Genomic DNA, 21,628 nt, shown 5'->3' with positions numbered 1-21,628 from the left:
AAAGACTACATTTTTTTTAAACCATTAACAATTTTAACATCGTTTCCTAAGTTAAAATTGGCTTTTTGGCCGATTTCGGGAAAATTTTGCCCGTCATTGGTAAAAACAGCGCCTTTTGCGTCAAGTTCGAAATGCCCGAAGTTATTTTCCAAATCGCCTATCTGTGAAACGTATGCGTTAAATTGGACGGAATTTCCGACAAGTTCTTCTTTGAATTGCGCTGCAAAATTCGTGATTTTATCAATACCATCATAATTTATTCTGACATTTCTGTACACAAAATCAAAAAACGGCGTCATATTTTGAGGAATATTTAAATATTCTTCAATTGCGTTGTTAACTATATCGTTTTCGTGAATTCGCTCAAATCCAGACAGTAAAGCCACGAAGAAATAAAACCGTGTTTGCTCACGCTGGTAATCTTCGGGATAATGCCCGGCTTCTATCAAAATGGTCGGAACACCGCGGAACTGGAAGTTATCACCCACGCAATTGATGTTGAACGAATCGTCGAATCTTCCTACCTGCCCGGGAATTAAAGCCTGTAAAGTCGAATTCATCGCCAAGATTATATGTACCGCCTTTTCACGTGTAATATTCATGTCGCGATTGTGATTATAGGCCGGAGACAGGAACGAAATCGTAGCGGGTTTTCCGGTATTTCCGGCCCCGAAGATCGTACGTTGGTCGTGAAGGTTGTAGCAGTAATCGGGTTCGAATTGTTCGAAAAGCTCGGTAAGTGCTCGGCTTTCAGGCTGTGAAAGATTGTGAAAATCCCTGTTCAGATCGACTGTGTTCGCATTTTCACGCGTATACGCCTTTGCCCCGTCGGGATTGAGCATGGGCACGAAACAGAACGTGTAGTCGGCTAGTAATCTTGCGGCTAACTCCGACCCGCTATCCAACACATTAAAAACATCGAAAAGCGCTTTGGTCGCCGTAGACTCGTTTCCGTGCATTTGCGACCACAACAGGATTTTTGTTTTTCCGTGTCCTTTGTAATACGCAAGCAGCGGTTTTCCTTTGACAGACTGACCAATTTCTTTGACCAATCCGGTCGTACTGTGTTTTTTTAATAACGGAAGGATGTGTTCGAGCGTTATGTAACGTCCGCTGATCGTGTTTTCCTTAAACGTGTCGAAAAGTTCGCGATAATCCATTTGAAAGATATTGGTCGATTGGCCATTTGGCATAGCAAATGTACGCATACATGTTAAAATAGGAAACCTCCAACGCGTAGGCATCGGAGGCTCCAGAACCAATAAAACAAACACAAATTATCGCAAGGCCGAACCTGTTGCTTTGTGTTTATTTACGCAATCGACAACGATTTGGATTCACGAAGCCAGAAATTTTTCGACATCGAAAGTCTTTTCGGGATGTTTTCCGACGGCACCTTTAAAATGAAGTACAAGCTGTTTCAAATCCTCGTCGATATTACCTGTAGGAAAAAACGCTTTCCCCAATCGCACTTCCCTATTTCCGTAATCGAAAGCGACGGGAATTATCGGGACTTGGGCTTTTAAAGCGATATAATAAAACCCTGTTTTGAGCGTATCGACTTTGGAACGAGTGCCTTCGGGCGCGATCGCCATGCGGAAAACATGTTTCTTTTTGAAAATATCGACGATCTCATCCACTTTGTTTTTGTTTCCTGTGCGATCGAGCGGTGCGCCGCCCATCCATCGGAACCAACGTCCCAAAGGAAACCTGAAAAACTCCTTTTTGGCCACGTAATGCATCTCAAGCCCGATGATACCACGCGCGAACATGCCCACGAAAAAGTCGAACATGCTCGTATGCGGCAGGATCATAAGGACGCTTTTCTGTATCGATGCGTCCATGTGTCCCGTGATTTTCCATCCGAGGATTTTGAAGAAAATGAATTTGTACAAGGTCTTTTTCAAATCTTTGAATCTTGAATCCAACAAATAAACAAAAAACCTACATTTACCAAAAATTCTGCATGTTCCGGCGCATTTTAAGTTACCTTCTTCCGATCAACATCCACAGCCGGAATTCCTCCATCAGCAAAACCATAGAAGTTACATGGGCAAACGGCCAGCTCGTGATGGATTCCAAGAACACCAATTATTCGTACGGAAGCCTGCAACGCGTGCTTCGGCTCGGACTCAAGAACATCGGTTTCCAAAAAATCACGAACATGCAGGAAATACTTGTTTTGGGCGTGGCCGGCGGAAGCGTGATCAAAACCCTGACCGACGAAATCGGCTGCAAAGGCCAGATCACGGGTGTGGAAATCGATGCCGAAATCATAAAGGTCGCCAACGAATATTTCGGGCTCGATCGAATTCCGAACTGTGAAATCGTGATCGACGACGCTTTCGAATATGTGCTCAAGACCAAGAAATATTATGATTTAATCATTATCGATGTTTTTCAGGATACGACGATGCCCAACTTCCTGTTCGAGCAATTTTTCGCCGACCGGTTGGGATTCCTGCTCAAAAAAAACGGCTTCATATTGTTCAACACGATGACGCTGAACGGCGAGCACGACGCCAGAAACGAAAAGTACCTTTCATATTTTTCATCTGATTCTTTCGCAACGCGCACCATTCCCAGACTCGAAAACCATAACGAAGTCATAATCATCGAAAAGATTTAGGTGGAAATGCCTACATTTAAGACTCGCTCAATGTATAAACGATACGTCTTAAATGAACCCACACGAACAGCTCATCGAAGAATTCTATGCTGCGTTTTCCGCTCACGAGGCAGAAACCATGGCGAGTTGCTATCATCCTGAAATTGCGTTTTCCGATCCCGCATTCGGTACGCTTCACGGAAAGGACGCAAGCGACATGTGGCGCATGCTCTTGCACAGAAGCAAAGGCAAGCTCCATATAGAGTTTTCCGACATAAAAGCCGACCAACAATGCGGTTCGGCCAAATGGATTGCACGTTATGAGTTCTCGAAAACCGGCCGTCAGGTTACCAACGAAGTGACCGCCAATTTCGTTTTCAAGGACGGATTGATCATTGGGCACAAAGACGACTTCGATTTCGGGAAATGGGCGTCTCAGGCGTTCGGATTCACGGGTTGGCTTATCGGGAATACGGCATTTTTCAAAAATAAGGTCCGAAACCAGGCGCTTGCTTCATTGAAACATTGGCAAAACCAAAACTCCACGCCATGAACAAGGCTTTCCTTCCGCTTTTCTATCTGATCTGGTCCGATGATTTATTGACTCAGAAAGAATTCGAAACCGTACGCGATTTTATTTCCAAGCAAGATTGGATTAGTCCGGATGACAAAAAACGACTTCTTTCAGAAGTAGATGTCTCGAATCCGCCGACACGCGAACTATTGTCGAATTGGAAAACCGCGATTCACGAGACGTTGAAACAAAATCCGAAAGTGACTTCGCTATATGAGCTTTCCACTATTTTATCGGGAAAAGAAACCGCTTTCAGCGAGGCACGAAATTCATTTCTTCAATTAGAGAGCGAACTCGGTATTTTAGGAGAGGAAGTCTTGTCCGGATTCCGGTCTGTACAGGATTCGCTGACTTCCAAATACGACACGGCTTACGGATTCGATGTTTCGAAAATGACCGAAATCCTGGATTCGGACGAAGCGATGATCATCAAACGCGTCAAAGAAATCATCAGCCGAAAAGAATTCGCCTACGAGACCACGACCGACATTGCCAAATACCGCGAAAAAGTACTGCAATGGTGCAAAATACTAGCCGATGAAAACCTCGGAAACATGGCTTTCCCAAAAGAATACGGCGGTGGCGGAAACATGAAGGAGTATTTCTCTATCATGGAAACCCTGAGCTTTCACGATTTGAGCCTCGTGATCAAATTCGGCGTGCAATTCGGGCTTTGGGGCATGAGCGTTTATTTCCTCGGAACTCAAAAACACCATGAAAAATACCTCAAAAAAATCGGGACGCTCGAAATCCCGGGTTGTTTTGCGATGACCGAAACCCATCACGGATCGAACGTGAAAGGTTTGAGGACAACGGCGACTTACAATCATTCCAGCCAAACCTTCAGCATCCATACGCCTTCCAAAAACGACCAGAAAGAATACATCGGCAATGCGGCCAAACACGGGCAAATGGCAACCGTTTTCGCAAAACTCATCATCGATGGTAAGGATTATGGCGTGAATGCGTTCATCGTCCCGATCCGAAATGCCGATATGACCACAGTCGATGGTGTAACCATAGACGATTGCGGCCATAAGATGGGATTAAACGGCGTCGATAACGGCACGATCCGATTTGACAATGTGACAATTCCGAAAGAAAACATGCTCGACCGGTTCGCTTCTGTAAACGAAAACGGAGCATTCGAAAGCCCGATCCCAAGCGACGACCGACGTTTCTTTACGATGCTTGGCACTTTGGTCGGCGGACGCATCGGAATACCGCGATCGGGTCTGTCGGCGATGAAATCAGGATTGACAATCGCGATCCGGTATAGCGACAGGCGTCGTCAGTTTGGGCCCGAAGGCGGATCGGAAGTGCCGATTCTCAATTATCGCATGCATCAAAGACGGCTCATGCCCTATCTCGCGAAGTCGTATGCGCTGCATTTCGCATTGCGTTACCTCACAGACCGCTTTTTGAAACGCACCGAGAACGAGATGCAGGAAATCGAAGCGCTTGCGGCCGGCATGAAAGCCTACACGACCTGGACGGTGCGCGATGGATTGCAGGAATGCCGTGAAGCGATGGGCGGAAAAGGTTATCTGTCTGAAAATCGTATAGACGCGTTGAAGAACGATACCGAAATCTACACGACTTTCGAAGGCGACAACACTGTACTCATGCAATTGGTCGCCAAAAACCGCCTTTCGGTTTTCAGGAAGGAATTCGGGAAACTTGACGTTGCCGGAATGATCACTTACGTATTCGAGAACGCCAAAACCGCGGTCGCCGAGAAAAATCCTATCATAACAAGACGTACCGACGAAGCCCACTTGCTCGATGTCGACTTTCATCTGCAGGCATTCCAATATCGAGAGAAAACTATTTTGGCATCGGCCGCGAGGCGACTTAAAAAGCTTATCGATTCGGGTATGGATGCGTACGACGCCTTCAACGTGACCCAACATCAGATGATAGACGTCGCGACGGCTTATCTGGAGCGTGTCATTCTTGAACAGTTTCAAAAAAGTATAATTGCGACCGAAGATGTGGCGTGCAAAAAGCGGCTCGAACAATTGCGCAACCTGTTCGCGTTGTATCAGATTGAAGTGCATAAAGGTTGGTATCTTGAGGACGGCTATATGGAAAACGCCAAAACCAAAGCGATACGCAAGCTCGTAAACCAATTGTGTTGGGATATCCGAATTGACGCCGTTCCGCTGGTCGATGCTTTCGCCATACCCGAAAACTGTTTGGGAGCCGAAATTTTGAAGGGTTGAAGCGAATTCCTAAATTCGTCCAAACCGAACCAACTTCTTAACTTATGCACATCGGCAAACAATACAAACTCGTCGAATTTCTGATCTGGACGCGTCGCGACATCTATTGGCTGTTAGGGCTGGCCGCAATCCCGACCACACTTTACGCCGTTCTCGGATGGAAATGGATAGCGATCCCATGGGTGCCGATTGCCGTTATCGGTACGGCAGCCGCTTTTATCATCGGATTCAAGAACACCCAAACCTACAACCGATTGTGGGAAGCCCGGCAAATTTGGGGCGCCATCGTCAATACGAGCCGCAGTTGGGGCATTTTGTCGCGTGATTTCGTAAAAGCCGACGCATCGGTACATTCGGAATTGATGCTGCGTCATTGCGCGTGGCTCACCGCTTTGCGTTATCAGCTTCGCGAAACACGAGGATGGGAAAACACCAACAAGCCGCATTTCAAGGAATACCGCAAATTCTATTCGATTCCGGAATGGGAAACACCCTTGGAAGACGAACTCAAAAAGTATCTGCCTGAATCGGAACTGGCGTATGTGTTGTCCAAGAAAAACCGCGCCACCCAACTTATAGCGATACAATCCAAGCGGTTGAAAGAACTTCGCGAGCGCAACCAAATAGCAGAATTCGAATATGTCGAACTTGCGCAAACGCTGTCAAACCTTTACGAACAGCAAGGAAAGTGCGAACGCATCAAGAATTTCCCGTATCCGAGACAGTTCGCGAGCCTGACGATGTTTTTCGTTTGGCTGTTCGTGTTTTTGCTTCCGTTGGGCATGCTCAATGAATTCGCCAAGATCGGTCCGGAATGCGTTTGGTTCGCGATCCCGTTCAGCACCGTGGTTTCGTGGGTATTCACGTCTATGGATCGCGTGGGCGAAGCTACCGAAAACCCGTTCGAAGGCAGCGCGAACGACATTCCGATGGCGAGCTTGAGCCGCACCATAGAAATTGATTTGCGCGACATGCTCGACGAAGAAAACTTGCCGCCGCCTATCGCCGCCAAAAACAATATTGTGTTATGACGGACGAAAAAGAACTACTTGCAGGCGCACTTGGTCAATTTGCAGGGCTTTCGATTCAGGATTTCGAATTGTCGCGCGATTTTTGGGAATACCGCGAATTCTCGAAAGGCGAATTTTATAACGAGTACAGAAACGTTTGCAAATACCTCGGGTTTATCCTCGACGGGGTTTTCCGCACGTATTATGTAGATGACCGCACCGATGAGGAGAAGAACGTGTTTTTCTTTTCGAAACATCAAGTCGTGGTGTCCTTCCAGAGCTTTATCGCACAAGCGCCTTGTAATTACTATACCCAATCGATGACGGCCTCACGCATTTTTTACATCCATGTCGATGATCTCCAGAAGCTTTACAAACAATCGCACGCATGGGAAAAATTGGGCAGGTTGATCGCAGAAACCGCGTTTTCGATGTCGCTGAGACGAACCGAAGGCTTTATGTTCCTTTCGCCCGAACAGCGGTATCTGGATTTGATGAACGATCATCCGGACATCTTCAATGCGATCCCGTTGTATCATATTTCGTCTTATCTCGGAATCCAAGGCCCGTCTTTGAGTAGGATACGTAAGCGTTTGGTTAAAAAATGATTCTTTAATTTTTTATTCTTTATCAGGTCGAATAAAAAATAAATAATAAATATCACATTTTAACCCAAGTTAAAATTTTATCCAACTGAACATCAGAACTTTGTATCAGTAAAATCATTAATTAAAAAACATACTGATATGAAAACTATTGATTCTAAAACCGTCGTATTCGTCACCGGAGCTTTCGTAACCCATAAAGGATGGGAACCGTGGAAAGAATATTTCGAAAGCAAAGGCTACACCACGTACAATCCGGCCTGGCCGCACAAAGAAGGTACGGCCAAGGAATTGCGCGACAAAGCGCCAAACGATATCCCATTGGCACGGTTGACGTTGACCGAACTCATCGACCATTATGCCAACTTCATCAAACAATTGCCCGAAAAACCGATCATCATCGGACATTCTTTAGGCGGCATGATTACCCAAATTTTGATTAACAAAGGTTTGGGCGTAGCGGGAATCGCGATACATCCGGTTCCGCCTCAACCCGTAATCCCTTATGAATTGTCGTTTTTGAGAGCCGGATATAAAGTTTTGGGCTTGTTCACATCGCTCGACAAAACGTACACCATGTCGCTTTCCGACTGGCAATACGCGTTCACGAACGGCATGACGCTCGAAGAACAGAAGAAATCGTGGGAAGAAAACGTGATTCCCGAATCGAAAACCGTGGCCCGTGGCGGATTGACTTCCGCAGCCAAAGTCGATTTCAAAAAACCGCACGTACCGTTGCTGATCGTTTCGGGAAGCACCGACAACATCATTCCGGCATCGATGAACCTAAGAAACTTCAAAGCTTACAAGACACCGGGTTCGGTTACCGATTACAAGGAATTCAAAGGCAAGAACCATTTCGTGTTGAGCTTGCCGACCTGGAAAGAAGAAGCCGATTACATTTTGGATTGGATCGACCGGAACTAAAAGGTTTTTAGCCACGAATGGCACGAATTTCACTAATCTATTTGTGACATTCGTGCCATTCGTGGCTTATATTTTTCCCCAATCCAATTTGGGATCGTACCACAAAGAACCGTTTTTGACTACCAAAGGCGAATCGATGTTGTTCGTGTACAACGCACCCGTTCCCAAACCTTGCGGCATAAGATTACCCAAAGTGTATGTCCATTGGGCGATGGCATTCAGGCCGATGTTGCTTTCCAAAGCCGATGTGATCCACCAGCCGATGTTTCGCGCTTCGGCCAAATCGATCCATTGCTGCGAACCTCGAAAACCACCGACAAAATTGGGCTTTAAAATAATGTACTGAGGTTTGATTTTGTCCAGAAGATCGGCTTTTTCCTGAGCTGTAAAAACACCGATAAGTTCTTCGTCCAAAGCAATAGGGAAAGGCGTGTCCGAACACAGTTTTGCCATTTTGTCAGTTTGATTTTTCGCTATAGGTTGCTCAATACTATGTAATTCAAAACCAAACAATTGATTTAGTTTATCTAAAGCCGAATCGTATGTAAAAGCACCGTTCGCATCTACCCTGATTTCAATTTGTCCAGACGTGAAATTCGACCGTATGAACCGCAATAAATCGAGTTCTTTCTCGAAATCGATAGCCCCGATTTTGAGTTTTATGCAACTGAAACCCGAAGCGATTTTCTCGCGGATCTGTTCCAACATATACGCCTCGTTTCCCATCCACACCAAGCCGTTTATGGCAATCGATTTTTGCCCGTTCGTGAATTCGGAAGGAAATAATACGAATGGATTTTCGCTTTCCAAAGAACGGAAAGCCATCTCAATCCCAAACTGGATCGACGGAAACTCGACAAACGATTCCCAAAGCACCTTTTCCCCTAAATGGATATTCTTGCAAACCCATTGGAGTTTTTGTTCGTAATCGGGCCTATCGTCTACGCTTAGGCCGCGAAGAAGCCCGCACTCGCCTATTCCGGTTTTCCCGTCGTGTTCCAAAAACAAAAACCAGGTTTCCTTTTGCGTGAGTACGCCGCGAGACGTTCCCGACGGACGCTTGAAGTTCAGGTCGTATCGCTTGTAAGTGGCTTTCAAATCAGTCTTCGAGAAGTTTAATGATCTTGTCGTAGTCTTTAGAATCGAAGCCCGCTTTCTTGAGGTCGGCGAAATCTTTCTTGACGCGTTCCTTCCAGCTTGTCGCCGTGTTCACGTTCTCGCCTTTGTATTTGCGATAGATGTCGCGGGCGCGCGAAAAATCGTCGCTGAGCAAAAGTGTGTGGGCTTTGCCGAGTTTGAGCAACAAATCGGAATCGTCGAGCTTCTCGCCTTCCTCGAACATCTGCCTGGCTTTGGTAAATTGGCGCGAATACAGATAATTCAAGCCTTGGCTGTAGTAATCTTTTGAATTGGCGTTGCCGTTGGCGAAGATGGCCGAATTCATGAGATCGATGGACTTGTCGTAACGCGCTGCGGCGAAATGTTGTTGGACTTGCGTGCGAATCGCCGTAAGCAACCCTTTGTTGGCCGATTTGCTGTCGAGGCAATTGTCACCGAAATCGCGGAATGCCTTGGCTTTTTCCTCTACTAACAGTTTCTGGTATTCGTCGAACGTGTATTTGAACGTAAATTGGTCGAGCACGCAGGTACAAAGACTTTCGGAATCGGTCATGAGTTGGGCAAGCCCTGATGTACCGCATAATTCGAGAACCGACTTTTTGTTTTCGTTCGTCCAGCCCGTACTTGCTTTTTTATCGACCCAAGGCACGACTTCGAGCACGATTTTCTGTTTCATGATCCAGTTGTCGCTTTCGAATCCGAAATAGACGATCGGCGCGTTGAGGCAAAGCGATCGGCCCGTGACGAGCTTGACTTCTTTACTAACGGCTTTATTTTGATAAATACAGGCTTTTTCGGTTTTTCCCGATGTGCGATAATCCTCGGATTTGTCCTTGTCTGTAAAGACCGCGTATTTGCATTTGTCATCTCCAGAAATTTTCGACAACAAGAACACCGCTCCGGCCGAACCTTGGCTGATGCCCGAAGGATCGGGAATCGATTTGAGCAAAGACACCAAACTGTTGGCCATTTGCTGGTTTTCGTCGAGAACGGTGATACGGTAGACGAATTCGGTCGTGCCCAGCGGGAAATTCTCGCTTTTGACTACGACGCGTTCGCCTGCGGGAACGATGATTTCGCGTGAGGTCGCGCGGTCTTTGTCCCAATAGCCGGTTTGGGCGAAAAGGCTCGTCGTGAAAACGCTCACAGCGGAAAGGAATATTGTTTTTGATACGGTCATTCTGCGTGTGTTTGATGCAGCCCGGATGGAAGAGGAAAGCCTTTTGAACGAAAAGCTATTTTTTGTACGTGTGCCAAAGCGACCAAAGGAAGCTATTGGCGCGCGGTTCAAAAAAAGCTTTTGGGTGAAAGCTTGGAACGTACAGCCGGAATTTGCTGCCAAAAGTACTAAACGGAAAAACCATTTAAAAATTTGAGTTACCGTTTGTTTCGGACAATCAGAATTATTTTAAACAAATAAGATAGTTAAGGAAGTTAAGATCACACCGAAACTGAGCGCAACAAACTTAACTATCTTAATAGTGAAAAGAAAATTAAAGATCTATAGAGTCACCTATCGGTAAAAGCATCAAATCTTTCCCCGCCTCATAAAACTTGCGCTTGGCGTCCTCCTGATTGATCTTGATGTAACCGAAAGTATCGTAATGATAGCCCAAAACCTTATCGCATTCGACGAAATCGGAAGCCGTTATCGCATCGTCCACATCCATCGTGTAATTGCTTCCGATGGGCAAAATCGCCAAATCGAGCTTGGTGCGCAACGCGATGAGCTGCATGTCGTAAGTCAGCGAGGTGTCGCCGGCAATGTAAACGTTTTTGTGTTCGCCTTCGATCACGAATCCGCCGGGATTTCCGCCCGGAGAACCGTCGGGGAATGTGCTCGAGTGCAACGCGATCACGTATTTCACTTTTCCGAAATCGAAATTCCAGGTTCCTCCGTAATTCATTCCGTGCGATTTGAAGCCTTTTTTCTCGTAGTACGAAGCGATTTCGGCATTCGAAACGATCATCGCGCCCGTGCGTTTGGCAATGGCTTCTACGTCGAGCACATGATCACCGTGGGCGTGAGTCACAAGGATGTAATCGGCTTTCAGGTCTTCTATATTAATGTGCGAAGCGAGTTCGTTCGCGGAAATGTAAGGGTCGACGATAATATGGCGTCCGCTGACTTCTATGGCAAGACTGGCGTGGCCGAGGTATGTGATTTTCATGTTTTTGATTTGTTGATTTTTTATTCTTTATTTTCCATTAGTGAGGATTCGTCAGCGCGACATAAATCTGCACGAAAATATCCTGAAGGAAATAAATGAACGAAAGCGAAAGCAGCACCGACATTAAAAATGTGCTGATGGCGAGTTTTTTGAGTTCGGGATCGAGTTTTCTCGGCTCCTTATTTTTGGCGACCCTGCCAAGATGCGCCAACATAGGCAGAAAAGCGATCAGGTAAATGTATTGGCCCGCGGTGAATCCGTCGAGAATCGAAAATATCACGACCATGAGCATGGCCGAAACTACTAGGAAGAAATGGTATTTCTTGGCGGCTGCGCCTCCGATTTTGACGACAATCGTATTTTTTCCGGATTTCCTATCCGATTCCTCGTCGCGCATGTTGTTCAGGTTCAAAACCCCGACGCTCAAAAACCCGACGGCGGTCGCCGGCAAGATGAGTTTGGGATCGATTTCCTTCATGAACATGAAATAGATGCCCAGCGTACTTACATATCCGAAGAAAACCAACACGAACAAGTCGCCATAACCGCGATAGCCATAAGCCGTATTCCCAACCGTATAACGGATTGCCGAAGCGACGGCCAGGAATCCGAGGAAAAGAAACGCGAGCGAATACAGCAAATACTTCTCTTTGAACGAGAAATAAATCAGAGCGACGGCCGAAATCATCGTGAGCACCGAAGTCACGACCATGGCGCGTTTCATCTGCGCAGGCGAAATCACGCCGCTTTGCACGGCACGCGTCGGCCCGATGCGGTCGGCGTTGTCGGTTCCTTTGACACCGTCTCCGTAATCGTTGGCGAAATTGGACAGAATCTGCAACAGCAAAGTCGTCGTTAGTGCGAAGAACACGATATTCCAGTTGAACGTGCTTTGCGACATGGCGTAAAAACAGCCGATCAGGATTCCCGAAACGGAAAGTGGTAAGGTTCGTACGCGTGCGGCTTCAATCCAGTGTTTCATTGAATTTGGAAATTTGGGAATTTGAAAATTTGAAAATGGCTCATTAAGTCGATTACTTCTCGTTTGAGGCTTTTGCCCTGGTTTACTTTGACGAATATTCTCATAGGTTCAATTTTAAATAAAAACTTCAACTCACTTCAAGCTTCATTTCCAAATTTTCAAATTATCTAATTTTCAAATTCAGTTTACATCCAATTGCTATCGCTCGTCTCCATCTCGTACAGCCATTTGTTCACGTAACCCTTGATTACGGTATAATCGCCGAGCTGGAACGACAGGTTTCCGCCCGCGGTGTAAATCGTGAGATAACCGATATCGGCCGATTTGTGCCAAAACAGCTGCGAAACCGACAACGCCTGGATTTTTTCAGGCTCGATGATCTGGTTTGCTATATCCCAAGCGCCGCTTTGTTTTATGATGAATTTATCGTGGATGAACAGGCGGTAATTGCGGAAACCGAAATACAGCATCAAACCGCGCAGTATCGTCCACAGCGGAAAAACCCACAGGAAATCGGAAAGAACGTCGGATGGGATCGCCATATAGGCTATACCTAAAGGTAACACAATTGACAGGAATATCGAAAACACGAGCTTGCGATAATTCGGCTGCAGCATAACCCCTTTTTCGGGAATCGATTTGAACAATAGCTTGAGGATCGAATCGCGTTCGCGTGCGTCACAACCCGGGATTTCGATCGCCGAACGCTTCTTTTCCTCTTCGCCTCCGGTAGCTTGCCTGATACGCAATTCCAGAATGTCGAGCTTTTTTTGGAAATAGTTTTGGGAAACCGTCGTGATCTGGACTTTTTCGGGTTTGATAATTGTAGATTTGGTGTTGATGAGCCCGAAAGACAACAGCAACGATCCTTTTTGCCTTGCAATCCTGAAGCCGTAATATCGGATGATGACGCGAAGCACATTGATCACGAGTATCGCCAGCAACAGCATACCGACGAGGATCATCCCGGTTTTCAACGCAAGCGATTCACCCACGTAATTGTCGATGTTGGCCTCATACTTTGAACTCTCCATGAAACGGTGCACGTTTTCGTAAACCGTTGCGAAAAAAGCAAGGATCACGCCCAGCGTTCTCAGGTAATTCGATGTGATGCCATATTTGAAAAGACTGAAGAAACTGATGTTGATGAACGGTTTTTCGGATGCGTCCAAGGTTTCTGATGCTTCCGGATTCGAAACGTCAGATTTGATTTTTCCCGAATTCTCAAGCAGGCGTTCCTTGAGCGCGAGTGCCAAACCGTGAGAAATCGCACGGATCTTGCCTTCTTTTTTGTTCGAGCCTGCCGTGTCCACGTCGAGCGCGTAAACCCCGATGATGCGCTGCAAAAGCGATTGTCCGATGTTTACCTGCTGGATTTTGCCGAGTTGGATGACGGTTTTCGATTTGTTGAGGATGCCTTCCGTAATAACGAATTCCTCGTTTTCCTCATCGATCCAGAACGTGAAATTACGGTAGCGCAACCATCCGACGACGATCGCGATGACCAGGAAAATGGCAATCGTCATCAATCCGACGATGATTTTTTTATTGTTGAGATTTACGGCAAGTACGATCAGCATCGGGAATAACGCACGTCCCCATTCCTGTACGGTGTGGGCGAACATGATCAAAATCCCGATTTTGGATTGCCGTTGCGGGCTGCTGAAATCTGCCACGTTTACAGTTCTTTTCTGATTTTGCCCATGAGCAGTTGCTTGATGTTCTCGGCCTGTTCTTTTTCGATGCCGGGAATCTCGATATCGCTTTGATGGCCGCCCGCGGTGAATATCTCGATTTTGGCCAACCCGAAAATACGCGAGATAGCACCTTCGTGCAACGCTACATGCTGTACGCGATTGTACGGGATTACCATCGTATGGGTTGCGATTACGCCATCTCTATACAACACATCGTGCTCGCGGAACGCAAATCCTTTCTTGGAAAAACTCAGGCGCGAAAACCACACGGCAATCAAAATCAACACGACATATGACAATCCGAAATACGAGGCGTAACCGCGAAATTCCTGTTGGAAATAATACACCAATCCGAGCGCGATGCCGACAACCAAAAAAATGATAGCCTCGACTATGAGGATCACTTTCCAGTAATCGCTATGGATTTTGTTGAACTTGACCTCTTCGAAGCGAGGAAGGCTCGTAACGTCTAAGGTATTATTCGTGAACTCCATGAATAAAATCGAGATTTACATTAAGACAAAAATGTCATTTAAACCGTACCAACTCAGGCACTTTTTTATGGAATCCACTTCTTCTCAAAATTCGGCTTCCTCTTTTCAAGGAAAGCGTTGCGTCCTTCAACCGCTTCGTCCGTCATATACGCCAAGCGTGTCGCTTCACCTGCAAAAACCTGTTGTCCGACCATACCGTCGTCGGTAAGGTTCATCGCGAATTTGAGCATTTTTATCGAAGTCGGCGATTTCGCAAGGATTTCCTGCGCCCATTCGTAAGCGGTAGATTCGAGCTCGTCGTGTGGAATCACGGCATTCACCATGCCCATTTCGAAAGCTTCCTGAGCCGAGTAATTGCGTCCGAGGAAGAAAATCTCACGCGCTTTTTTCTGTCCGACCATTTTGGCGAGATAAGCCGATCCGTAACCGCCGTCGAAACTCGTGACGTCGGCATCGGTTTGTTTGAAGATCGCGTGTTCCTTGCTCGCCAACGTCAAATCGCAAACCACGTGAAGACTGTGCCCGCCACCGACGGCCCATCCCGGTACGACCGCAATGACGGCTTTCGGCATAAAACGGATCAGACGTTGCACTTCGAGGATATTAAGGCGATGCATGCCGTCTTCGCCAACGTAACCTTGGTGGCCGCGCGCTTTTTGGTCGCCTCCGCTGCAAAAACTCCAGATGCCGTCCTTTGTAGAAGGACCTTCGGCAGACAACAAGACCACGCCGATCGACGTGTCTTCCTGCGCATCGTAAAACGCCTGGTACAACTCGCTTGTGGTTTTTGGGCGGAAAGCGTTCCTCACATCGGGGCGGTTGAACGCGATTCGCGCCACGCCATTGCATTTCTTATACGTGATATCTTCGAATTCTTTGGCGACTTGCCAGTTAATTTCTGCCATTTTTCAGGATTGTTTGCGTAAAAATAGTACTTTTCGGCCGCATAAAAATTAGCTGTACATGAAAAAATACGTTGCCTCTTTGGCCTTCCTGACCGTCGCCTTTTCGGGTTTTTCGCAAAAATATGAGTTCCAAACCGTTAAGGATCTCGAGTGCGAACCCGTCATTTCACAAGGGCAAACGGGAACTTGCTGGAGTTTTTCCTCTACTTCGTTCCTCGAATCTGAAATTTATCGCATCAACGGAAAGCACATTGATCTTTCCGAAATGTATAACGTACGCCACACTTATCCGAAAAAAGCGTGGAATTACATCATGCGCCAAGGCAATGCCCAATTTGGCGAAGGCGGACTGAACCACGACGTGATCAACAGTGCTCGCGATTTCGGCATCGTCCCTGTGAGTGCGTTTTCGGGAATGACCGAAGGACAGAAAGCCCACAACCATGCCCAAATGGTAAAGGAACTCGACGCTTTGGTCAAAGAGAACGCGAAGAAACCCGATCCGGCGTGGCAGAATAAAGTAGACGCCGTTCTCGAAAAATACATGGGTAAAGACGTGACCGGATTCACGTACGAAGGCAAGACCTACACGCCTAAGTCGTTCCTTGAAATGACAAAACTTAAGCTTAATGATTACGTGACGATTACCTCGTTTACGCAATCACCGTTTTATTCGAATTTCATCCTCGATATTCCCGACAATTTCTCGTACGGAAAAATGTATAATGTGCCGCTAGACGAATTCATTGCCAACATCAACAACGCACTCGATAAAGGCTATACGCTCGCGCTCGATGCCGACGTAAGCGAAAGGACGTTTTCTGGCAAATATGGGATTGCCGTGGTTCCGCAAAACGAGGCCGACGAGAAATTGATCCTTACCGAAATCAAGCCTGAAAAAGAAATCACCCAACAATTCCGCCAGGCCGAATTCGAGAACTTCAACACGACAGACGACCACCTGATGCACATCGTTGGCAAAGTGAAAGACCAAAAAGGAAACGTGTACTACAAAGTCAAGAATTCATGGGGAAGCGATCCTGAAAAAGTCGCGAACGGCGGATTCGTCTATATGAGCGTGCCTTACATGCGCCTCAAGGCGATTTCGGTCATGGTGCACAAAAAAGCATTGTTGTCGAAAACCAAAAAGGAATTGGATTTGTAATAATCTGGATCAAAAACCATAAAAAACGGGAGTTCAAAATGACTCCCGTTTTCTTTTTGCCTTCAGAAAATCTGTAAATCTACTTTCTACCAATCTGTTTTCTGCCCTCATCCAAACTTCACTCCCGTCATCGTCAACGAACCGCCAACGGCCTTGTCGTTAAAGAAACCGACGTCATCTTTAGAATCCTGCAAAGCCATCGTATAGAGTAAAGGATAATAATGATCGGGTGTCGGAATCGCAAGTTTTGCCGCCGGATTGAGCTTCTCATAATCGATGAGCGCCTTGAAATCTCCGTTGCCGATGCGTTCCTTAAAAATCGTATTCATTTCAATAGCCCAATCGTAACCGTATTCGGGTTCGTTGAGCTTGTCCCATGCGACCATGCGCAGGTTGTGCACCATATTTCCGCTTCCGATGATCAAAACGCCTTTTTTGCGCAACGCCTTGAGTTGTTTGGCAAGGTTGTAATGATATTCGGGCGGTTTGTGATAATCGATGCTGAACTGCAACACCGGAATGTCAGCATCGGGATACATATGTCTTACGACGCTCCAAGTACCGTGATCCAAACCCCAATCGTGATCGAGCCCGACGTTGGTTTCCGAAAACAAAGAAGCCGTTTCCCTGGCCAATTGCGCACTTCCGGGCGCGGGATATTGCACGTCGAAAAGCGCTTGAGGAAATCCTCCGAAATCGTGGATCGTTTTCGGGATATCTATTGCCGTTACGTGAGTGCCTTTTGTAAGCCAATGTGCCGAGATTACAAGCACGGCTTTGGGTTTCGGGATTTCTTTGCCGAATTTTGCCCAGGTTTGCGAAAACTCATTGTCTTCAATCGCGTTCATAGGAGAACCGTGTCCGATAAACAAAACCGGATGCGAAATATCTTCTTCTGATAAGTCTTTGGTCCAATTGTAAAATGGTTGTGTCGAAGCCATAAGCGTCCCTCCTAGTATCGTTTTGATGAAATCCTTTCGGTTCATACAACATTTGTATATACAAATATATGGTTTTAAGTAGGGATGCGAACTAGTTTAAACACCAAATTAACGTTTACGCAAATTGTGGATTTGCCTGTGATGGCGAAGAATGTGGACGATCGCATGTTCAGCAAGCTGTTCTATATCGTAACGTTGCTTCCAGCCTGTTAGCATTTTGGACGACTCGTCGTACGTTTCGAGCTCATCATCGGTAATATCGGCAAAAACGCTTTGGGTGAATCGCATCATGTCGTCGAGCGCATCGCAATACGATTGGGAATCGTGCAGTAAAATTCTGGGCGGTCGGTCGTTGATATGACCGTTGCGGTTCATGATGGTCGTCGCATATCCGAATCCCGCGTATACCACATGCGTCAAAATCGTCTGTATGGAACGGCAATCGGGATTTGCGGTTTTAGAATCGGCGATTTCGATAAGTTGTTCTGCAGAAATCGATCGAACCGTCGCTTTCAGGCCATCGACGGCATTTCCGTAGATTTCGAGCAATGCGTTTACCGCGCCTTTTCCTTGCATATCACTTCAAAAGATGGATGCCGTCCGGTTTGATTTCGATTTTGCGCTCCTTATACAAAGCGCCGATCGCTTTCTTGAACGTCTTCTTGCTCATTTGCAACACCGATTTGATGTCTTCGGGTGAACTTTCGTCGTTGAGTCGTAAAAACCCGCGTCCCGATTGCAATTTTTCGAGAATTTTGGCGGCGTTCGGTTCAACTTTCTCATATCCTTGTTTTTCAAGCGATACGTCGATTTTGTTTCCGGGACGGATTTTCTTGATGAAGCCCGCCAATCGGTCTCCGGGTTTTATGTTTTCGTCGAACACTTCGCTTTGGAACAAAAGTCCTTTGTGCTGCTCGTTGATGATCACGTTTATTCCGGCTTCGGTAATGTGGGAAACGATCAAATCGACCTCGTCACCTACTTCGACACTAAGGTTTTCATTGTCGAGGAATTGGTTGGTCTTGCTCGATCCGACCAAACGGTTCGACTTTTCGTCGAGGAACATATAGACGATATAGCGCTTGCCTTTCTCCATTTTTCGCGCCTGTTCGGCAAACGGCACGAACAGATCCTTTTCCATTCCCCAATCCATGAACGCACCGAATTCGTTGGTGTAATTCACGCGAAGCAAAGCGAACTCGTTCAGGTAAATATACGGCTCGAGCGTCGTGGCGACTTTGCGCTCTTCATGGTCGAGGTACACGAAAACATCAACTTCCTGATCTATTTCATAGCGAAGCGGCACGTATTTGTTAGGCAACAGCACTTCTTCGGAACCATCGCCCAAATAAAGTCCGACCTTGGTTTCACGAAGTATTTTAAGCGTGTTGTATTTACCGATTTTAATCATTTGTAAACGTTTATAAACGTTTGTATACGTTTAATTGCGGCCAAAGGTACGAAGTAAAATCTGCAATCTTTTCGCTCAAATCGATAAGGTCTATAATCTTTGCCATTGCGAACTTTGAGTTTAAAACCCGAATTTATGGCAACCAAGAACAAATCATCCAAACAAGCCCCGTGTTGGAAAGGTTACGAACGCATCGGAAACAAAAAGAAAAACGGAAAGGAAGTACCGAATTGCGTGCCGAAGAAAAAAGGCTGAGTACTATTCGCTTAGGATTCGAATTGCTTCGGAATTCCCCATTCGCTCCACGATCCGTCATAAACCGACACCGAAAAATATCCTACAACAGTCGCAGCCAAAGCGCCGATACACGCGGTAACACCCGAACCACAACTGAAAATAAGATTCGTGTCTTTAGGAAAATCGGCTAATAATGCAGTCAAGTCTTCACGACTTTTCATTCGCGCTCCATTTGTAAATTCGGCAAAATGCATATTGATCGACGTCGGTATATTACCGCGAAGCAAACCTTTTCGCGGTTCGTCTTCAAGTGCGTTAAATCGGTTCGGATGTCTCAAATCGAAAACTTGTGCCGATTTTTGTGCGATAGCGTGTTCGACCTCTTTTTTGGAAACGAAATACCCGCTTTTGGAAGTAGCCAAAAAATCGCCTGCTTTCTCAGCTTTTAGATGTAGTGCAACAGTCGGAAACCCACATTTTTTCCATTCGACTAATCCGCCGTCGAGGACATAAGCATCAAATCCCATAGAACGGAACATCCACCAAACGCGCGCACTCGAATACACGCCTTTGTTATCGTAAATGACAACGGTGTTGTCGTTGTCGATTCCCAATAATTGCGCTTCCCGGTTGAATTTCGATTCAGAAATCATCATGTGCGGCAAATCCGAATCCAAGTCACTGAAACGTCGTTCAAGGTCAAAGAAAACGGCATTCGGGATCACATCGATAGTGTAGTCGATATTCTTCGCGACAGGATTTGCAAGGCTTGCATCGAGTACGATAAGTTTCGGATCATCGAGATTATTATACAACCAATCTGCCGAAACCAACGCCATCAGTCGAGGTTTTTGAAATAGTTTTTAAGCACGGCGTCGTTTTGTTTTTCGGGTGTGAAAATCTCCAAAATCGCTTTTTGTTTCGAGGCGTAAAGTGATGAAAGACCTTTGTCCAACGAATTTTCATCAGTAGAAGCGATATATTCGAATCCGTACATTTTAGCCAGATGTTCGGCCGTCAAATGGTGCGATGTCTCGAAAAACGTGTTGAATACCTTGTTTTCGGAATGTCCCGGAAGAATCCTGAAAATCCCGCCACCCGAATTGTTGACGATGATGATCTTGAAATCGTTCGGGACATAATTGTTCCAAAGTGCGTTGCTGTCGTAGAAAAAACTGATGTCGCCCGTAATGAGGATCGTTGGTTTTGAGGAAGCGGTTGCGGCACCGAGCGCAGTCGAGGTGCTGCCGTCAATCCCGCTCGTGCCTCGATTGCAATACACCAAAAGCGACGGATCGACATCGAACAATTGGGCATACCGTATCGCCGCGCTGTTCGAAATCTGCAAAAGCGAATCTTTGGGCAATGTCGGCAGTAATTTTCCGAATACCTTGAAATCGGAATACGGCGCCTTTTCGAAAAACTCCGCATGCTTTTTGGCACGCAGTTGCATCACAGCTGCGGCTTTCTTGGCGTAATCACTCTTGACGTTCTTCGTGAAAGGCAAAATCTGTTGGAAGAAATCGTTCGGATTGGCCACGAAATGATGCGCCAGACAACCAAACGTATTGTAAGCGCGCAACGGATCGATGTGCCAATGATGCTCGGGCTGGTATTTCCGAAGCCATGCCTTGACGCGCTTGGAAACGATCATACCGCCAAAAGTGATCAGGATTTCGGGACGGAAAGCCTCGAAATCCTTTTCATTGAAAGGTGTGATGATGGTGTCGATATTCGAGATGAAGTCGGGATGATGCAAATTCGACGTCACTTCGGTCATCACGACCACAGACGGATCGTTCGCCCAATTCTCAAGAATTTCGGCATCGATTTCGCCTGGTTCGTCAGATCCGACCAAAACCAGTTTCTTCTTGGCCGCATTCCAGATATTGGTCGAAGCGATGATATCCTCAACCGAAATATTGCGGTAAATCTTGGCCGTAGCCGAAATCGTCGCGTCTACCGAAATCTTCTTGACCGTCTCGTAAAGGGGCTCTTCAAATGGTACGTTGATGTGCGTCGGGCCTTTTTTGATATACGCCTTGTTGATCGCCTCGTTTATCTTCTCGTCGTTTTCTTCTGATGCTTCCTCGGTGAGATTGGCGTTGTAAAGCGAATGGTTTTCGAAAACGTTGCGCTGACGGATCGTCTGTCCGTCGCCGATGTCGATTTTGGAAACCGGACGATCTGCCGAAATCACGATCAGCGGAATCTGGCTGTAAAAAGCCTCGGCCACCGCCGGATAATAATTGAGCAAGGCTGAACCGGACGTACACAAAAGCGCGACAGGTTTCTTGATTTGTTGTGCGATGCCAAGTGCGAAGAAAGCGGCACAACGCTCATCCGCAATGCTGTAACACGTGAATTCAGGATGGTTGGCAAACCCGATGGTCAGCGGCGCATTGCGCGATCCGGGCGATATGACTACGGTAGTGACTCCTTTTGCGAGGCAAATTTGCAGTACGCTCTGCGCCAAAGGTATTTTAGGATAAATCATTGAGTGGATTTTCGATGGTTTCGGATACATAAACAGACATTGCCATTAAAAAACTATATT

22 protein-coding genes are annotated in these 21,628 nt (G+C 46.5%); 8 read left to right on the top strand and 14 right to left on the bottom strand.

Annotation, left to right across the window (positions count from 1 at the left end):
- Positions 1-5: 5 nt before the first annotated feature.
- On the bottom strand, positions 6-1,160 hold the full coding sequence (locus HZF10_RS02855) for a M14 family metallopeptidase (protein WP_176004667.1): 1,155 nt from the start codon (positions 1,158-1,160) through the stop codon (positions 6-8).
- Between the two features lie 177 nt (positions 1,161-1,337).
- Positions 1,338-1,907 carry a 1-acyl-sn-glycerol-3-phosphate acyltransferase gene (locus tag HZF10_RS02850; protein WP_176004666.1) on the bottom strand — a complete coding sequence of 190 codons (570 nt, stop codon included), beginning with the start codon at positions 1,905-1,907 and terminating at the stop codon, positions 1,338-1,340.
- A 59-nt stretch (positions 1,908-1,966) separates the two neighbouring features.
- Here HZF10_RS02850 and HZF10_RS02845 point away from each other — a divergent pair, with 59 nt between their 5' ends.
- The 6 genes from HZF10_RS02845 to HZF10_RS02820 all read left to right on the top strand — a co-directional run bounded on the left by HZF10_RS02845 (position 1,967) and on the right by HZF10_RS02820 (position 7,949).
- The gene (locus tag HZF10_RS02845; RefSeq protein WP_176004665.1) at positions 1,967-2,629 is read left to right on the top strand and encodes a spermidine synthase; all 663 of its coding nucleotides are present in this window, start codon (positions 1,967-1,969) and stop codon (positions 2,627-2,629) included.
- A 52-nt stretch (positions 2,630-2,681) separates the two neighbouring features.
- On the top strand, positions 2,682-3,161 hold the full coding sequence (locus HZF10_RS02840) for a nuclear transport factor 2 family protein (RefSeq protein WP_176004664.1): 480 nt from the start codon (positions 2,682-2,684) through the stop codon (positions 3,159-3,161).
- On the top strand, positions 3,158-5,407 hold the full coding sequence (locus HZF10_RS02835; protein ID WP_176004663.1) for an acyl-CoA dehydrogenase family protein: 2,250 nt from the start codon (positions 3,158-3,160) through the stop codon (positions 5,405-5,407). The genes HZF10_RS02840 and HZF10_RS02835 overlap by 4 nt, the downstream gene beginning before the upstream one ends.
- A 44-nt stretch (positions 5,408-5,451) precedes the next feature.
- Positions 5,452-6,438 carry a bestrophin family protein gene (locus tag HZF10_RS02830; RefSeq protein ID WP_176004662.1) on the top strand — a complete coding sequence of 329 codons (987 nt, stop codon included), beginning with the start codon at positions 5,452-5,454 and terminating at the stop codon, positions 6,436-6,438.
- Positions 6,435-7,025: a Crp/Fnr family transcriptional regulator gene (locus tag HZF10_RS02825; RefSeq protein WP_176004661.1), complete on the top strand. Its 591-nt coding sequence runs from the start codon at positions 6,435-6,437 to the stop codon at positions 7,023-7,025. Before HZF10_RS02830 ends, HZF10_RS02825 begins: the two co-directional genes overlap by 4 nt.
- Before the next feature lie 138 nt (positions 7,026-7,163).
- Positions 7,164-7,949 carry an alpha/beta hydrolase gene (locus HZF10_RS02820; protein WP_176004660.1) on the top strand — a complete coding sequence of 262 codons (786 nt, stop codon included), beginning with the start codon at positions 7,164-7,166 and terminating at the stop codon, positions 7,947-7,949.
- Between the two features lie 66 nt (positions 7,950-8,015).
- On the opposite strand, the gene HZF10_RS02815 is transcribed toward HZF10_RS02820, so the two are convergent.
- Together HZF10_RS02815 and HZF10_RS02810 are read right to left on the bottom strand one after the other, a co-directional pair.
- A complete protein-coding gene (locus tag HZF10_RS02815; RefSeq protein WP_176004659.1) occupies positions 8,016-9,047 on the bottom strand; it encodes an o-succinylbenzoate synthase in 1,032 nt (343 codons plus the stop codon).
- Between the two features lies 1 nt (position 9,048).
- A complete protein-coding gene (locus HZF10_RS02810) occupies positions 9,049-10,215 on the bottom strand; it encodes a tetratricopeptide repeat protein (protein WP_246282454.1) in 1,167 nt (388 codons plus the stop codon).
- On the opposite strand from HZF10_RS02810, the gene HZF10_RS02805 reads away from it, so the two are divergent.
- A complete protein-coding gene (locus tag HZF10_RS02805) occupies positions 10,202-10,444 on the top strand; it encodes a hypothetical protein (protein WP_176004657.1) in 243 nt (80 codons plus the stop codon). The two genes, HZF10_RS02810 and HZF10_RS02805, sit on opposite strands and share 14 nt — an antisense overlap.
- A gap of 117 nt (positions 10,445-10,561) precedes the next feature.
- Here HZF10_RS02805 and HZF10_RS02800 read toward each other — a convergent pair whose 3' ends face one another.
- The 5 genes from HZF10_RS02800 to HZF10_RS02780 form a co-directional block, all read right to left on the bottom strand.
- Positions 10,562-11,239 (bottom strand): metal-dependent hydrolase, encoded by a 678-nt coding sequence (locus HZF10_RS02800; protein WP_176004656.1) that lies wholly within the window; start codon positions 11,237-11,239, stop codon positions 10,562-10,564.
- Between the two features lie 37 nt (positions 11,240-11,276).
- Positions 11,277-12,221 carry a 1,4-dihydroxy-2-naphthoate octaprenyltransferase gene (menA, locus tag HZF10_RS02795; protein WP_176004655.1) on the bottom strand — a complete coding sequence of 315 codons (945 nt, stop codon included), beginning with the start codon at positions 12,219-12,221 and terminating at the stop codon, positions 11,277-11,279.
- A 185-nt stretch (positions 12,222-12,406) separates the two neighbouring features.
- Positions 12,407-13,897: a PH domain-containing protein gene (locus tag HZF10_RS02790; RefSeq protein ID WP_317171580.1), complete on the bottom strand. Its 1,491-nt coding sequence runs from the start codon at positions 13,895-13,897 to the stop codon at positions 12,407-12,409.
- A 2-nt stretch (positions 13,898-13,899) separates the two neighbouring features.
- A complete protein-coding gene (locus tag HZF10_RS02785; protein WP_176004654.1) occupies positions 13,900-14,412 on the bottom strand; it encodes a PH domain-containing protein in 513 nt (170 codons plus the stop codon).
- Positions 14,413-14,477: 65 nt separating this feature from the next.
- Entirely contained in the window at positions 14,478-15,317 is an 840-nt protein-coding gene (locus HZF10_RS02780) for a 1,4-dihydroxy-2-naphthoyl-CoA synthase (RefSeq protein ID WP_176004653.1), read from the bottom strand.
- A 58-nt stretch (positions 15,318-15,375) separates the two neighbouring features.
- Here HZF10_RS02780 and HZF10_RS02775 point away from each other — a divergent pair, with 58 nt between their 5' ends.
- Positions 15,376-16,482: a C1 family peptidase gene (locus HZF10_RS02775; RefSeq protein ID WP_176004652.1), complete on the top strand. Its 1,107-nt coding sequence runs from the start codon at positions 15,376-15,378 to the stop codon at positions 16,480-16,482.
- A gap of 107 nt (positions 16,483-16,589) precedes the next feature.
- On the opposite strand, the gene ygiD is transcribed toward HZF10_RS02775, so the two are convergent.
- The 5 genes from ygiD to menD form a co-directional block, all read right to left on the bottom strand.
- On the bottom strand, positions 16,590-17,423 hold the full coding sequence (gene ygiD, locus HZF10_RS02770) for a 4,5-DOPA-extradiol-dioxygenase (RefSeq protein ID WP_217703340.1): 834 nt from the start codon (positions 17,421-17,423) through the stop codon (positions 16,590-16,592).
- A gap of 108 nt (positions 17,424-17,531) precedes the next feature.
- The gene (locus HZF10_RS02765; RefSeq protein ID WP_176004650.1) at positions 17,532-17,999 is read right to left on the bottom strand and encodes a DinB family protein; all 468 of its coding nucleotides are present in this window, start codon (positions 17,997-17,999) and stop codon (positions 17,532-17,534) included.
- 1 nt (position 18,000) lies between these two features.
- Positions 18,001-18,834: a CvfB family protein gene (locus tag HZF10_RS02760; RefSeq protein ID WP_176004649.1), complete on the bottom strand. Its 834-nt coding sequence runs from the start codon at positions 18,832-18,834 to the stop codon at positions 18,001-18,003.
- 266 nt (positions 18,835-19,100) lie between these two features.
- The gene (locus tag HZF10_RS02755; protein WP_176004648.1) at positions 19,101-19,910 is read right to left on the bottom strand and encodes a sulfurtransferase; all 810 of its coding nucleotides are present in this window, start codon (positions 19,908-19,910) and stop codon (positions 19,101-19,103) included.
- Positions 19,910-21,568, bottom strand: a complete 1,659-nt coding sequence (gene menD / locus HZF10_RS02750) for a 2-succinyl-5-enolpyruvyl-6-hydroxy-3-cyclohexene-1-carboxylic-acid synthase (RefSeq protein ID WP_176004647.1) — start codon at positions 21,566-21,568, stop codon at positions 19,910-19,912. The genes HZF10_RS02755 and menD overlap by 1 nt, the downstream gene beginning before the upstream one ends.
- Positions 21,569-21,628 lie beyond the last annotated feature (60 nt).

This window comes from Flavobacterium agri (assembly GCF_013401995.1).
Taxonomy (GTDB): domain Bacteria; phylum Bacteroidota; class Bacteroidia; order Flavobacteriales; family Flavobacteriaceae; genus Flavobacterium; species Flavobacterium agri.
The sequence above is the reverse complement of the archived record's forward strand: the minus strand, read 5'-3'. Positions and strand labels throughout refer to the sequence as shown.

Coding starts and splice junctions, on each gene's coding strand:
- HZF10_RS02855 (WP_176004667.1), bottom strand. CDS start 1,160: ATGGATTATCGCGAACTTTTCGACACGTTTAAGGAAAACACGATCAGC.
- HZF10_RS02845 (WP_176004665.1), top strand. CDS start 1,967: ATGTTCCGGCGCATTTTAAGTTACCTTCTTCCGATCAACATCCACAGC.
- HZF10_RS02840 (WP_176004664.1), top strand. CDS start 2,682: ATGAACCCACACGAACAGCTCATCGAAGAATTCTATGCTGCGTTTTCC.
- HZF10_RS02835 (WP_176004663.1), top strand. CDS start 3,158: ATGAACAAGGCTTTCCTTCCGCTTTTCTATCTGATCTGGTCCGATGAT.
- HZF10_RS02830 (WP_176004662.1), top strand. CDS start 5,452: ATGCACATCGGCAAACAATACAAACTCGTCGAATTTCTGATCTGGACG.
- HZF10_RS02825 (WP_176004661.1), top strand. CDS start 6,435: ATGACGGACGAAAAAGAACTACTTGCAGGCGCACTTGGTCAATTTGCA.
- HZF10_RS02820 (WP_176004660.1), top strand. CDS start 7,164: ATGAAAACTATTGATTCTAAAACCGTCGTATTCGTCACCGGAGCTTTC.
- HZF10_RS02800 (WP_176004656.1), bottom strand. CDS start 11,239: ATGAAAATCACATACCTCGGCCACGCCAGTCTTGCCATAGAAGTCAGC.
- menA (WP_176004655.1), bottom strand. CDS start 12,221: ATGAAACACTGGATTGAAGCCGCACGCGTACGAACCTTACCACTTTCC.
- HZF10_RS02785 (WP_176004654.1), bottom strand. CDS start 14,412: ATGGAGTTCACGAATAATACCTTAGACGTTACGAGCCTTCCTCGCTTC.
- HZF10_RS02780 (WP_176004653.1), bottom strand. CDS start 15,317: ATGGCAGAAATTAACTGGCAAGTCGCCAAAGAATTCGAAGATATCACG.
- HZF10_RS02775 (WP_176004652.1), top strand. CDS start 15,376: ATGAAAAAATACGTTGCCTCTTTGGCCTTCCTGACCGTCGCCTTTTCG.
- ygiD (WP_217703340.1), bottom strand. CDS start 17,423: ATGGCTTCGACACAACCATTTTACAATTGGACCAAAGACTTATCAGAA.
- HZF10_RS02765 (WP_176004650.1), bottom strand. CDS start 17,999: ATGCAAGGAAAAGGCGCGGTAAACGCATTGCTCGAAATCTACGGAAAT.
- HZF10_RS02760 (WP_176004649.1), bottom strand. CDS start 18,834: ATGATTAAAATCGGTAAATACAACACGCTTAAAATACTTCGTGAAACC.
- HZF10_RS02755 (WP_176004648.1), bottom strand. CDS start 19,910: ATGGCGTTGGTTTCGGCAGATTGGTTGTATAATAATCTCGATGATCCG.
- menD (WP_176004647.1), bottom strand. CDS start 21,568: ATGATTTATCCTAAAATACCTTTGGCGCAGAGCGTACTGCAAATTTGC.